Origin of the sequence: Allobosea sp. ASV33 (assembly GCF_016428755.1) — a bacterium.
In the GTDB taxonomy this organism is placed as follows: Bacteria; Pseudomonadota; Alphaproteobacteria; order Rhizobiales; family Beijerinckiaceae; genus Allobosea.
On record NZ_JAELTI010000119.1, the window covers coordinates 1 to 14,323 of the forward strand.

The window sequence follows — 14,323 nt, forward strand, 5'->3', positions numbered from 1 at the left end:
GTTCCGGAGGATCGGCGCGGCACCTTCGACGGCCTCGCCGAGCCGGCGGTGGTCGACTACATCAAGAGCCTCGGCGTCACCACGGTCGAGCTCCTGCCGGTGCATGCCTATCTCGACGACCATCACCTCGTCGCCAAGGGGCTGTCCAACTACTGGGGTTACAACACGATCGGTTTCTTCGCGCCGATGCAGCGCTATCTCGGACGGGGTGGCCTGTCGTCGTTACGCAACATGGTCCGTCGCTTCCATGACGCCGGCCTCGAGGTGGTCCTGGACGTCGTCTACAACCACACGGCCGAGGGCAACGAGCTCGGCCCGACGCTGTCGTTCAAGGGGATCGACAACTTCTCCTATTACCGGACGATGCCGGGCGAGCCGCGCTACTACGTCAACGACACCGGCACGGGGAACACCGTCAACACCTCGCATCCGCGGGTGCTGCAGATGGTGATGGATTCGCTGCGCTACTGGGTCGAGGTGATGGAGGTCGACGGCTTCCGCTTCGATCTCGGTACCATCCTCGGCCGCGAGCCGCATGGCTTCGATCCCCGCGGCGGCTTCTTCGACGCGATGGGGCAGGATCCGGTGCTGCGCAAGGTCAAGCTCGTCGGCGAGCCCTGGGATATCGGGCCGGGCGGCTATCAGGTCGGCGGCTTCCCGCCGGGCTGGGCCGAGTGGAACGACAAGTACCGCGACACCATCCGGGGCTACTGGAAAGGCGAGGAGGGGATCATCCGCGATCTCGCGGCGCGCATCACCGGTTCGGGCGACGTCTACGACCAGCGCGGCCGCCGGCCATGGGCCAGCGTGAACTTCATCACCGCCCATGACGGCTTCACGCTGGCGGACCTCGTCTCCTACAACGACAAGCACAACGAGGCGAACGGCGAGGACAACAAGGACGGCCACGGCCATAACCTGTCCTTCAACCATGGCGCCGAGGGGCCGACCAAGGACGAGGGCATCATCGCGGTGCGCGAGCGCCAGAAGCGCAATCTGCTGGCAACGCTGCTCCTGTCCCACGGCACGCCGATGCTGCTCTCCGGCGACGAGCACGGCCATTCCAACCGCGGCAACAACAATGTCTACGCGCAGGACAACAAGATCGCGTGGATGCGCTGGGACGAGATCACCAAGCATGACAAGGCGCTCGCCGGCTTCGTCCGCCGCGTGATCGCCCTGCGCACCGAGCACCCGATTTTCAGGCGCGCCTCGTTCCGCGACGGCTGCCTGCTGCGCTGGGTCAACCCGGCAGGAGGCGACCAGCAGGAGGAGCATTGGGACGATCCCGGCGTGCTCGCGATCGGCCTGCTGATGCATATGCCGGATGTCGAGGCGGGCGGCGACGAGGCGCTGATCCTGTTCAACGCCTTCGATGGCGAGGTCGTTTTCAAGATCCCGCCGCGGGTCAAAACGGGTTCGTGGTCGGTCGTCCTGGATACGGAGACCGGTCCGAACTCGGACGAGGGCCGCAAGGGCCTTAAGGCCGATCAGGAAATCTCGCTCTCGCCCCGGTCCCTGATCGTGCTGATGTGATCAGGCTTTCCGCCACAGCGCGACGCTGCGCGCGGGAAGGCCTGCCTCCGAGGCGCTGTCAGAGGTGAACAGTCGCTCCCATTGGCCGGCTGGAAGCGTCAAAGGCGTCGCTTCGCGGCGTCTGTTCACGGCGACAAGCAGGCTTTCGTCGTTGCCGTTGAGGAGAAGACAGAACGCATCGAGGCCCGCCCATTCCTGATCGGCGATTGGGGTCGCGTCCGTTTTGAGCCAGACCGCGTCCGGCGGGTCTCCCTTGCCGGTCAGGAAGGTGCTGCCTGACAGAAGCGGATGGCGGCGACGCAGCTTTACAAGTGACGCGGTGAAGGCCGTGAGCTCCTCCTCCGCGCGCTCCCAGTCCAGCCAGGATGTCGGGTTGTCCTGCGCATACGCGTTGTTGTTGCCGTGCTGCGTGCGCCCGAACTCGTCGCCCGCGGTCAGCATCGGGGTCCCGCGCGACAGGAAAAGCGTCGCGAGCAGGGCGCGGATGTCGCGATCGCGGGCGGCTTCGATACCCTGATCGCGGGTCAGGCCTTCGGCGCCGCAATTCCAACTGTGATTGTCGTTCTCGCCGTCGCGGTTGTCCTCGCCATTGGCGTTGTTGTGCTTGCGCTCGAAGGAAACGAGGTCGCGGAGCGTGAAACCATCATGGGCGGCGATGAAATTGACGCTGGCTCGCGGCCCGCGATGGTTGCCGGCGAAAAGATCGGAGGAGCCGGAAAGCCGCGTCGCGAGCGCCCCGGCCATGCCGGCGTCGCCGCGCCAGAAGCGGCGGATATCATCGCGGTAGCGGCCGTTCCATTCAGCGAAGGGGGCAGGGAATTCGCCGAGGCGATAGCCGCCTGGACCGATATCCCAGGGTTCGGCGATCAGGATGGCGCGCGCGAGCTCAGGATCCTGCAGGATGGCTCCGAGAAGCGGGGCATCCGGCGTGTAGCCCGTCTCGGTCCGTCCCATCACCGTCCCGAGATCGAAGCGGAAGCCGGCGACGCCGAGGCGCAGCCAGCAACGCAGGGCATCCATCGCCAGGCGCATGACCGGGGCACGGTCGAGCGCCAGCGTATGGCCGCAGCCGGTATCATTGACGAGCCGGCCGGGATCGTCGGCGGCGTGGCGGTAATAGACGGCGTTGTCGAGGCCGCGCAGGCTCACCGTGCCGCCGAATTCATCGCTTTCAGTGGTGTGGTTCAGCACGATGTCGAGGATCACACCGATACCGGCCTCGGCATAGGCGGCGCAAAGCGCGGCGAGATCGGCCGGCCCGCCGGGCGCGAGCCGCGGGTCGAGCGCGAAGAAATTGACGGGGTTGTAACCCCAGGCATTGGCGAGCCCGAGCGGCGGCAGGTGGCGCTCGTCCATCCAGGCGGCAACCGGCATCAGCTCGACATGGCTGACGCCGAGACTTTGCAGATGGGCGACGACGGCAGGCTCGCGCAGGGCGGCGAGCGTTCCACGCAGCGTCTCAGGCACGGCCGGGTGACGCATGCTGAACGACCGGACCGCGAGCTCATAGATGAAGCTGGGTGATGCTGCTGCAGCCTGCGCGCCAGAGGCAGGCAGGGGGAAGGGCAGGGGCTGGACGATGCTGCGTGGCACCAGCGCCGATGTCTCCGCGCCATGACGGGCGAGTTGCGGATCCCAGCGGAACGGGCGGTCGATCACTGTCGCATAGGGATCGACGAGCAGCTTCGCCGGATCGAACCGGTGGCCGCGCTCGGGCTGCCATGGCCCCTCGACGCGCAGGCCGTAGCGCAGCCCCGCGCCGGCTCCTTCGAGCAAGCCGTGATGGATGTCCCCACTCCGGCAAGGCAGCGGCAGCGATGCCAGCTCCGTCTCGCCGGCCTCGTCGAAGACTGAAACGAGGACGCAGCTGCCATGGCGCGAGAAGACCGCGAGGCAGACTCCGCCTTCCACGATGGAAGGGCCCATTCGCGCCGGCTGCGGGCAGGGCCTGATCCTCAACGGCGATGCCAAAGCCTCAGCCTTCTCCCGGAACCGAGGCCGGCAGGTTCCAGATGCGCTGGGCATATTCCCCGATGGCGCGGTCGGCGCTGAACCAGGCGCAATGCGCCGTGTTGTTCACCGACATGCGCCACCATTTTGCCTGGTCGGCCCAGAGGCTGTCGATCCGCCGCTGCGTCAGGCGATAGCTCTCGAAATCATTGAGAACCATGAACCAGTCATTCGCGAGGAGGCTGTCCACCAAGCCGGCATACCGGTCGCGATCGCGCGGGGAATAGGCTCCGCCGGCAACTGCATCGAGAACGCCCTCCAGATGAGCCGAGGCATGGATGATCTCGGTGCTGGGCCGTGGATTGCGCCGCGTCGCCTCGACCTCTTCCGCCGTCATGCCGAAGATCGCGATATTGTCCGCGCCGACGCGCTCGCCGATCTCGATATTGGCGCCGTCAAGCGTCCCGATGGTGATGGCTCCGTTCAGGGCGAACTTCATGTTGCCGGTACCGGACGCCTCCATGCCGGCCGTCGAGATTTGCTCCGACAGGTCGGCCGCCGGGATGATGGCCTCGGCGAGGCTGACATTGTAATTCGGCAGGAACACCACCTTGAGCCGGTCGCGCGTGCTGATGTCGTTGTTCACCACGGCGGCGACGTCGTTGATCAGGTTGATGATGGACTTGGCGGTCGCGTAGTTCGAGGCGGCCTTGCCGGCGAAGATCTTCACGCGCGGCGCCCAGTCGCGATACGGCTCGGACCGAATGGCGTCGTAGAGGGCGATCGTCTCGAGGATGTTGAGCAGTTGGCGCTTGTATTCGTGGATGCGCTTGATCTGCACGTCGAAGAGAGCGGTGGGGTCGACCGTGACGCCGCAATCCTGGCGGATGATCTTCGCGAGCCTGAGCTTGTTCTCGCGTCGGATCGCGGCCAGCCGGTCGTGGACCGAGGGGTCGTCGGCATGTTTCGCGAACTGGCGGATCAACCCGATATCGTCCGAGACCTTCTCCCCGCAGGTTTCCTTGAGCAGCTTCGTCAGGCCCGGATTGGCGTTGAGAAGCCAGCGGCGCGGCGTGATCCCGTTGGTGACATTCGTGATCCGGTCGGGGAAGACCCGATGCAGCGGCGCAAATACCGTTTCCTTCATCAGGTTCGAGTGCAGGGCCGAGACGCCGTTGACCTTGTGCGAGCCGACGAAGGCGAGATGCGCCATCCGCACCCGCCGACCGTGATACTCGTCGATCAGCGAGAGGGCGGAGAGGTCGGAATCGGGCGCGTCGCGGCGGACCCCGTCGAGGAAGCGGGCATTGATGCCGAAGACGATCTGCATATGGCGCGGCAGGAGCCGCTCCATCAACGCGACCGGCCAGGTTTCCAGCGCTTCGGGCAGGAGCGTGTGATTGGTATAGGAGATCGTCGCCGTCGTGATCTCCCAGGCGTGCTCCCATTCGAACCCGTGCTCGTCGATCAGCAGGCGCATCAGCTCCGCCACCGCGAGCGAAGGATGGGTGTCGTTGAGCTGGATCGATGCCTTGTCGGCCAGGTTTTCGAGCGTGCCGAACTGGCGATAGTGCCGGCGGAGCAAGTCCTGCAAGGAGGCGGAGGTGAAGAAGAATTCCTGCCGCAGGCGCAATTCCTGCCCGACCGGGGTCGAGTCGTTGGGATAGAGCACCTTCGAGATCGCCTCGGCGCGGTTGCGTTCGGCAACAGCTCCGATCAGGTCGCCCTGGTTGAAGGCGTCGAGGGACAGCGGATGCATCGCCCGCGCGCGCCACAGGCGCAAGGTATTGGCGCCGCGCCCCCGCCAGCCGACGACGGGCGTATCGTAGGCGACCGCGAAGACCGTTTCCTCCGGGGCCCAGAACACCTTGCCGGGCTTCTCGGTCGCGGCCAAGGATCCGCCGAAGCCGATCTTGTAGGCGCTCTCGCGCCGCTCGAACTCCCAGGGGTTGCGGAAGGACAGCCAGTCTTCGGGAACCTCGATCTGCCGGCCGCCGTCGATGCGCTGCTTGAACAGTCCGTGATCGTAGCGGATGCCGTAGCCCAGCGCGGGGACGCCGGTCGAGGCCATGGCCTCCATGTAGCAGGCTGCGAGGCGCCCGAGGCCGCCGTTGCCGAGGGCTGCGTCAGGTTCGAGGTTCTCGATATCGGCGAGGTCGACGCCGAGTTCGCGCAGCGCCTGGGCCATGGACCCGGTCAGGCCGAGATTGTTCAGCGTGTCGGCGAGCGAACGCCCGATCAGGAATTCCAGAGAGAGGTAATAAACCCGCTTCCTGCCTGTCGTGTAGCTTTCCCGGGTCGACTTCTGCCAGACATCGACGACGTGATCGCGAGCCGCGAGGATCGCTGCCGTCAACCAGTCATGGGGCTGGGCGACCGCCGGGCTTTTCCCGAGCGAATAGGAGAGCTTGCGCACCACCTCCGCCTTGATGCGCTCGACCTGCTCGTCGGGCTCGTAATGAATGGAGGTCTCAGGAGAAAGAGCTGACAAAAGAAAGTCCCAGGCTGGAAATCCGCATGGGCACGATCTCGTAATGCGATGGCTACATCAAGACCAGACTTGGCACGCGCGGAATATCTCGAGGTGCACATGGCCGTTTTGCCATGGTACGAGCGCGCTCATTTCCAGCGGATGCGGGAACTGCAGCGCCGGTCCAACGATGAGCCTTTCGGTGCGGCTGGGAACTGTTCTCGCCGCATCGTCGGATGGCTGGGAGGCCTGTTAGACAGGGCACTGAGCCCGGCCGTCGGAACACCTCACGCAACCTCATGACAGCAATCCGACCGCACGTCGCATCACCCGTTCCAGCTTAGGCTGCAGTGCTTTCCGCAGGCGGGTCGACGGTCACGCCAACGTCGACGGGCTGGCTTGTACCTGCTCCCCGAGCCCGCTGTTCTATGTATTTCAAACGGCTTGCAGCCGTGTTGATAAGCCCGCGGGCCTTCAGCCAGGCCAGGAACTCATCGGGCCTGATGGTGATGATCTGAAGAGCCTTGCCGCGCGACAACCACTCGGTCATGACAGCGCGAGCCGAGGCATGCCAAACCTCATAACTGCTGGGCATGTCATCGCGATCGTGGGCGAGTTCCCACATCCGCTGGAAATCGGCCCGCTCGTACCATGGCAAAACGGCCGTGTATGCCTCGAGATATCCTGGGCGGATTTCGTCGACGTTGTTTCCCGACTGAGGATTCAGAGGTTGCCCGCGCCCATCGCGCAGGATCAGATAGCCTTTGTGCATGACAGGTCTCCGCCAAGGCGGCGTCAATCCGCGCCGCCAGCGGTCATTTCCAAAAGAGGCATGGAGACAACTGCAGCCCTATGAGGCGCCATCGCCCAAGGGATGTCTATGTCATTTGATGGGATGGCACCGGGCAATTGCCGCTCTCGCGGACCATCGTTAACCGGAGGGTCGATATCTGCGCTCCGGAACGAGATGTGCCCCGGTAGATGATCCTCTCAGCTGGGATTGCCCCGTCCGTTGGGCGAAGCCGACCTATCCTTTGAGCATGGGAGGTCGGTCATGAGTTCGCAGAGATTCGCATCGAAGTTCAAGGAGGAGGCGGTCAGGCAGGTCGTCGAACGCTGGGCGTCACGATCCGCAGCCTGTGGTGGTGTCAGAACTTGACTGCGAGTCGGGCATTGAAGGCATGATCGGTCGCGCGCGATGCGAGCTGGCCGTCATAGGACAGCCCGATTTCGGCTTCCGGTGAAAGATTCAGCGCGAGGCCGGTGCTGACGACCAGCGCGTCGCGGGCGATCGGAGCGCCTGCGATCGAGAACGGCGCGCCGCCGGAGAAGGCCTGGAGCGACACCGGGGTAACGTCGCCCGCCGCGTGCCGCCAGCCGAGCGTGCCGTTTATCCGCGCGACGCTGTTGCCGAGATCGAAGCTCATCTGAGCGCGCAGCCCGAGCGTGGCGAAGGCGACAGCCGTGGTCTGCGCCCTGGCGGTGAGCGCCGCGACGCCACCTGTCTCGGTGAAGCCGGCGCTGCGGAGATTGATATAGGCGAGATTGGCGAAGGGCTCAAAGGTGGCCCGCCCCGCGTCGAAGCGATAGGCGAGCTCGCCGAAAGCCTGGAGGCTGCGGGCGTCGTAGTCGGAGCGCAGCTCCTCGCCGAAGCCGGAGAATATGGCGCTGCGCCGGGTGTCCAGCTCATGCCAGGCATAGGTGACCCCGCTACTCAAGCGGAGGCGGTCGAGTTCGGCTCCCCCATAGAGGCCGATATGGTAATGATCCGCCTCGCCGCGGGAGCGGCGCCGAGCGACCTCGAAGGTCGAGCGCGAGTAGCCCGCCACGACGCCCAGCCGCGCCTCCGACGCTACCGGAATGTCGAATCCGGCAAGGAGGCCGCCGCTCGATCGTGTGAGGGAGGCGGCGTTGCCGTCGCCACGTGTCTGGCCCCAGGAGCCGGAGCCGCGCGCCCACAAGGCAAAGCCCTCGCTCGCCCCGCCCGCTGCGACCGCCCCGTGGCTGGAGGCATAGGCCAGTGTCGCGATCCGTGGCGCGCCAATTCCGTCGAAGGCGGCGCGGATCCGGTCCGACACCGCATTGCGCACTGCCTGGCTGCCCTCGATCAGCACCGTCTTGGCCGAGGCATGGATCTCGCCCGACAGGCTGTCATAGGCGCGCCGGGCCCCTCCCTCGTCGCGCAGTTGCGTGAAGCTCAGCCATAGCGGGTTGGCATCACCCAGGCTTTCCAAGCCGAGGGCCGTCTGGCCTTGGTTGCGCGTTTGCGCGATCGCGGCAAACGGCAGGTCGTTACGCAGCAGGGTCAGCCTGACATTGTTGGTGTCGTATTCCAGCCTCGGATCTAGGAAGAGGAAGTTGGAGCTGACATCGTCGAAGCGGCCCTCGACGCCCTGACCCGCCGTCAGGATGGTGTAGCGCTGGTTCGCCCAATAAGGGCCGTCCTCGCCGATATGGACCACCGAGCCGCCCGAGAGGCGCGCCTTGCCGCTGGCACGGATCAGGTCGCTCGACGAGCCGCCCGGACTGACCTCGACCGCATAGGTCGCGCCATGCTCGAAGCGGATGTCGCCGGAGACGGTGAGCGTGCCGATCGAATTGCCCGGGGCGATGGTCGCACCGGCATGGATCGTGGTCGGCCCGACGGTGCCGTTGCCTTGCAACCGGCCGCCGGACAGGACATCGAGCCCGCCGCCGAGCGCGCCGTTGACGATGAGCGTGCCTGCAGACACCGTGGTCGAGCCGGAGAAGCCGGAGCTGTCGCCGGTCAAGGCAAGGGCTCCGCCGCCGGCCTTGGTGAAGCTGCCGGTGCCGGACAACACGCTCGCCAGGCTGGCATCGTTTCGCTGGTTGAAGACGACCGCGCCGTTATTGGCGATATCGCCGGAGATCGATGCGGCGTCGCCGATCAAGGTGCCGGCGGTAACAAGCGTGTTGCGATAAGAGTTCGTTCCGCTCAGCGTCAGCGTGCCCGCGCCGGCCTTGATCAGATCGCCATAACCGTAGACGCCGCCTGTCAGCGTTGCATCGTGGCCGTTGGTGTCGACCGTGCCATTGCCGATCAGCAGCATGGTGCGATTGGTATTGAACGAGTCACCGAACCGCAGCCCTCCGCCCAGAAAAGTAACGGCCGTTCCGCCGGCGCCCAGATTGGCGTCGCGCGAGACCTGCAGGGTTCCGGCCTCGATCAAGGTGCCGCCGGAATAGGAGTTCGTGCCGGTCAGGCTCGTCATCCCGGAGCCGGACTGAAGGACGATGCCGGCGCCGGAGATGGCACCACCGAAACTGTATAGATTCGAGCGGTTGAAGCGCAGGACAGCGTCGTTTGAGACATCGCCGGCGAGCTCGCCCGTCGTGCCGCCATCGCCGATCTGGAGCGTGCCGGCCGCGATCGTCGTGCCTCCGGCATGGCCAGCGCTGCCGGTCAAGGCCAGCGTTCCCCAACCCGCCTTGACCAGGTTGCCGCTACCGCTGGTCGAGCCGCCGAGGACGAAACGCGTGCCGGCAGCGGTCTCGATCGTGCCTGTGCCGGCAAGCGTGACCGAGCGGCTGCTGGTGATGTCGGCCAGCGTCATCAGGCGGCCGCCGCCGTCGAAGGCAATGGCGGAAGCAGCACTGCCGAGATTGGCGTCGGCGACGATGGCGAGCGTGCCGTCGCGGATCACCGTGCCGCCGGAATAGCTGTTCGTGCCGGTCAGCAGCAATGCGCCGGGACCATCCTTCAGCAGGCGCCCCGCGCCGGTGATGGTTCCGGCATGGAGGCTGTCCTGCGCCTGATTGACGGTGAGGTCGGCGCCGCCCAGCGCAATCTCGCCGCCGGTGCTCGCCAGGAAGGCCATCGAGAGATCATGGCCCGCGAGGTCGAGCTTGCCGCCGGTCAGCATCCAATCGGTCATGGTCGGCAGGGCGCCGGCGCTGCCAGCCCTGATCGTGCCGGCATTGAGCAGGGTGCCGCCCGCCCAGCTGTTGGTGCCGGTGAGGAGAAGCGTTCCGTCCCCCCATTTGATCAGCCCGCCGGCGCCGCCGACCGGGCCGGACAGAGTCAATGTGGTGCCGGCATCCGTCTCGATCGCGCCGGTGCCGCGCAGCGTGACATCCCGCCCGCTGACCATGTTGCCCACGGTATGAAGCGCGCCGCTGTCGAATGTCAGCCCGCCGCTGGCCGCGCCGAGATTGGCGTCGGCCGAAACCTGCAACTTGCCACCCGAGATCGTGGTGCCGCCGCTATAGCTGTTCGCGCCGCCGAGGATGAGCGTGCCGTCGCCGGTCTTCTCGAAACCGGCCGTGCCGGTGAGCGTTGCGTCGATCCGGGCGGTCTCGCCGTCGAGCACCCTGATTTCCGGCGTGGTGATGGTGATGCCGCCGCCGCTATAGCCATGCAGGTCGAGGCTGTCGCCGGTCAGCGTGTAGCTGCCGCCGGCAAATTGCAGCCCGACGGCGCCCAGCGCACCGTTGACGCTGTCGAGCGTGACGGTGCCCCCCGGGCCCCGGAACACGCCATAGCCGCTGCCCCATTGCGTCGGCGTTACGCCGCCGAGGTCCAGCCAGTTCTGATTGGTGGCAGTCCAGCTCCCACTGGCGCCACCGGCCGATGTCGTGCCCCAGAGCTGCAGGATGTTGACGCCATTGGCGCCGACGAGCACATCGACCTTGCCGCTTAGCGAGGTGTCGACGCTGTAATTGTAAGCGAACGGCCCGGTGTTGGGCACCGTCCCGACGGGGAGGCCAGCACCGGACAGAGTTCCCGTATAGGTGAAGGCGCGGTGGTAGCCGAGCGCAGGCTGAGAGCTGCTGGCGAGATTCAACGTCCCGCCATTGAGGGCCAGGTTGCCGTTGACGCGCGTCGTTGCCGAGCCGACGGCTGACGATCCGTAGCCATGCAGCCGGTAGTCGTAAGCGCTGCCGGAATTGAGCGTCAGCGTGCCATCGACGATGAGGCCGGCTGCATCCGAAGGCCGGAGGGTGCCGCCGCTGTTGACGGTCACGTTGCCGTCGATCGTGAGGGCGTTCCAGCCGGAGGGCGCGAGCGTGCCGCCGTTGTTGACGGTCGTCGCGCCGATGCTGCCGCCGCCTTCGACCCGGCCGCCGCCATCGATGCTGACGGTGCCGCCGAGCCGTGCGCTGTCTGCCATCCGAAGCGTGCTGCCGGCGATTGTTGTCGGCCCGGAAAAGCCTCCGCTGTCGCCTGTGAGGATCGTCGTGCCGGCGCGGAGGTCGATCGCGCCTGCGCCCGAGACTGCTCTGGTGAATGTGTAGCCGCTGGAGGTGTGGTTGAAGACCAGCCTGCCGGTGCCGGCACCGAACTGGATGTCGCTGGCGAGTGTCCCCGGTGCGGTCGCAGGTTGCCCGGCAGCCGCGCCGATATTGATGGTGCCGACGCTGCCCAGGGTCTCGGCGACCTCGATGTTCCGGCCCCCGCCAGCGCCGGCTCGGCCGCCGTCGGCGACGGTAAGATCGGCGCTGCCGCGGTTCGCGATCGTGAGCGTATCTGCCGTCAGGCTCGACGTGGCCCCGGACACCAGGGCCGATGCTGTGCCACCATCGCCGAGCACGAGGCTGCCGGCTCCCAGATGCGAGCCGTTGCCCCTGATGCTGATCGTGCCGGTCCCGCCGATCGCCGTTCCGGCCCTGATCGAGCCGGCGAGAACGGTGCCTCCATCGGCGACCGTCAGGCCGCCCTGGCCTTGATTGCCAACGACAAGCGGACCGTCGACGGTCCATTTCGCTCCAGCCCCCGTGACCGAGACGGCCGCGGTCGAACCCGCGCCGTTTGCGATCTGAGCATTCGTCGCCGTGAGCTGCGCTCCTGCCGAGAAGGCGAGCGTTCCGGCGTCGATCGCCATGTCGCCGCGAAAGGCCGTCGCAGCACCCGACAGGGTCCAGGTGCTTGCTCCGCCCTTGTTGAAATCCGAGAAGCCCAGATATTGCGAACCCAGCCCGCTGAGATCGAAGCCCGCATTCGTCGCGGCGCCGAGAATGAGCGTCGCATTGCTGCCGCCGACCACCTTGCCGACCAGATTGTATCCCGCCTGCAGCTCGACCGAATTGCCGCTGCCGTTGAGGGCAATCGCCGCGCCTTGCGAGCCGGGAACAAAGCCCTGGCTGTCGCCGCCGCGCACCTCTCCGGCGATGATCAGGGATGTCCCGCCGCGCAGCACCTCGATGCCCGAGCCGCCATCGCCTCCGCGGCCGGCGGATGATTGCTCGCCGAGCCCGCCGCGTCCGCCAGATACTTGCGCGCCGTTCTGAACCGTAACGTTGGCTTGGCCGTCGACGAAAATGCCTGCACCGCCGCCGCCGCCGAACAATGCACCGTTGACATCGCCACCGCCGCCGCCGGTCGCAGTCCCGCCCACTGTGATGGTCGCGGGCCCGGCTACACGAATGCCGTCGCCTCCCCAGCCGGGCGAAGCAAGATAGCCGGCCCTGCCACCCTTGCCCCCGAGGGCATGGCTATCCGACGACAGGGAGATGATCGTACTGCCGCCGCTCGTCGCGACGACCTCGATGCCGGCACCGCCACGGCCGCCGTTTCCGTTCGTTCCGAAATTGCCGCGAGCGCCATCCGTCATGCCGCTATAGCCGTAGCTCGAGCCGCCATTGCCTCCGCCTCCGAGGCCGCCGCCGTCGCCGCCGTTGCCGCCCTGAGCGGTCGTCGCAAAAAGGCTGATCTGTCGGCCGTAGAGCGACAGCAGACCGGCGCCGCCGGCACCACCGTCTCCAGCGGAGCCGCCGGGTCCGCCATCGCCCGGATACATGCGGATCGGCAAACAGCCTCGGCCTCCGGGGAGGCAGGTTTGCGACACATAGGCCCCCGAGCCCGATCCTCCGTCGCCGCCGTCTCCGCCTCGGCCACCATTGCCGCCCTGCAGCCTCGCATTCGTGGTGGTCACGGCAAGGTTGGGCGGTGGGACCCAGTGAAACCCGACCGACGAAGGGCTGAAGACGAGCTCCTGACCCGGCAAAGACAACCCCGCGGCACCGCCGCCGCCACCACCGCCACCGCCTCCACCTGCGCCCCCATGTCCAATGAAGGGGTCTCTGTAGGAGTTGCCGCCGTTCGCTCCGGTTCCGCCATTGCCGCCATTGCCGCCGACCAGGTTGATCGTCTGGCTTGCCGTCAGCAATGTCCCGTAGAAATCGAGACCGACGGCTCCCCCGCCACCGCCGCCGCCACTGCCGCCATCATGTCCCGGGGCGCCGGCAGCGCCATGCGAGGGCGAGCCACCCGCCGAACCGGACTGCCCGACATGGCCGAGATATCCAGGTGGAATCGACTGGAGTACGGATGAATTGCCGTTGATGTCGCCGCCATCGCCGCCGCCATGGCCGGCCACGCCGCTGCCGCCCTTGCCGCCTGTGGATCCGCCGCTTGGCCGAGCATTGGCCCCGCCGCCGCCGCCACCACCACCGCCGGAATATTCGCCACCGAGGCTACCTGCCTGTCCTGTGGTGGGACGACTGATGCCGTGGGCACCGCCGGCTCCTCCCTTTCCGCTGACTTGCCCCCAGGCGGGCAGCGCCAGCACGAGTGGCGCGCAGGAAGCGGCTGATCCGGCCAGAGCGAGCCAGACGCGCAGCATCGCGGTCGAGCAGGCGAGGTGGCTCGATCCGCGGAGGGGACGCGACGCGGCCATCGTCTACGGGCTCGCCGGGGTCAGTTCCGCCGCCAGATCGCGGACGGCGGTCCTCAGCCCCTCGAACATGGCGAAGTCGACCTTGCTCGCGACGACGAAGATGCCGAGCCTGCGATTGGGCGAGAGCACGACATAGCTCATGAAGCCGCCGATCCCGCCGCTCTTGCCGAGGAGGAGAGGCACCCTGTCCTTCGGCCGGCTGACGATCCAGCCAAGCCCCATCCCCTCCGAGTCCGTCGCCTCGACCCCGACCAGGCGGGAAAGCCCGTCATGCGGTCGCCAGAGCGCATGAGCGAGTGTCCGTGCCGGCCGCCCTGCCGCATCGTCGGCAAGGTGCCAGCGCATCCACCTCACCATGTCGTCAGCGGTGGTGTAGATGCCGGCGCTGGCCTGCATCACCTCGCTCGCCTCCCAATTCGGGTCGGGCTTTCCGAACGGGTCGAGCCCGGTCATCAGCCGAGGCTTCTGTGCCTCCGAGAGGCGCAAGGTCGTATCTGCCATCCCGAGCGGCTTGGTTATGCGCTCGCCGACCAGTTCCGCGAACGGCTTTCCGCCGGCCTCGCCAAGCGCCTCGCCGAGCAGGCCGAAGCCGAAATTCGAGTAGATCGCGGTCGTGCCCGGCCGATAGGCGGGCCGATGGCTCGACATCCAGTCCCAGTAGTAAGAGGCCTTGTAGGCCGCGAACGGGTTCTTCTCGTCAGGCGGTGTCGCGGGATCGGGCATCTCGCGC

6 protein-coding genes are annotated in these 14,323 nt (G+C 66.8%); 1 reads left to right on the forward strand and 5 read right to left on the reverse strand.

Features of this window, described 5'->3' with window-relative positions; genetic code table 11:
- Positions 1 to 1,536, forward strand: a 1,536-nt coding sequence (gene glgX, locus JHD80_RS24065) for a glycogen debranching protein GlgX (RefSeq protein WP_199092588.1), incomplete at its 5' end; no start/stop codon positions are given.
- On the opposite strand, the gene glgX (JHD80_RS24070) is transcribed toward glgX (JHD80_RS24065), so the two are convergent.
- From glgX (JHD80_RS24070) to JHD80_RS24090, 5 genes are all read right to left on the reverse strand, one after another.
- Entirely contained in the window at positions 1,537 to 3,462 is a 1,926-nt protein-coding gene (gene glgX / locus JHD80_RS24070; RefSeq protein WP_199092590.1) for a glycogen debranching protein GlgX, read from the reverse strand. It abuts the gene before it with no gap.
- Positions 3,463 to 3,511: 49 nt separating this feature from the next.
- Positions 3,512 to 5,977, reverse strand: coding sequence for a glycogen/starch/alpha-glucan phosphorylase (locus tag JHD80_RS24075; protein WP_199092591.1), 2,466 nt, complete (start codon positions 5,975 to 5,977; stop codon positions 3,512 to 3,514).
- 319 nt (positions 5,978 to 6,296) lie between these two features.
- Entirely contained in the window at positions 6,297 to 6,728 is a 432-nt protein-coding gene (locus JHD80_RS24080) for a hypothetical protein (RefSeq protein WP_199092593.1), read from the reverse strand.
- 376 nt (positions 6,729 to 7,104) lie between these two features.
- Positions 7,105 to 13,593 carry an autotransporter domain-containing protein gene (locus tag JHD80_RS28835; protein ID WP_199092595.1) on the reverse strand — a complete coding sequence of 2,163 codons (6,489 nt, stop codon included), beginning with the start codon at positions 13,591 to 13,593 and terminating at the stop codon, positions 7,105 to 7,107.
- Between the two features lie 3 nt (positions 13,594 to 13,596).
- Positions 13,597 to 14,323 (reverse strand): serine hydrolase (locus tag JHD80_RS24090; RefSeq protein WP_199092597.1); only part of this gene is annotated, 727 nt, incomplete at its 5' end.

Coding starts and splice junctions, on each gene's coding strand:
- glgX (WP_199092590.1), bottom strand. CDS start 3,462: ATGGGCCCTTCCATCGTGGAAGGCGGAGTCTGCCTCGCGGTCTTCTCG.
- JHD80_RS28835 (WP_199092595.1), bottom strand. CDS start 13,593: ATGGCCGCGTCGCGTCCCCTCCGCGGATCGAGCCACCTCGCCTGCTCG.
- JHD80_RS24080 (WP_199092593.1), bottom strand. CDS start 6,728: ATGCACAAAGGCTATCTGATCCTGCGCGATGGGCGCGGGCAACCTCTG.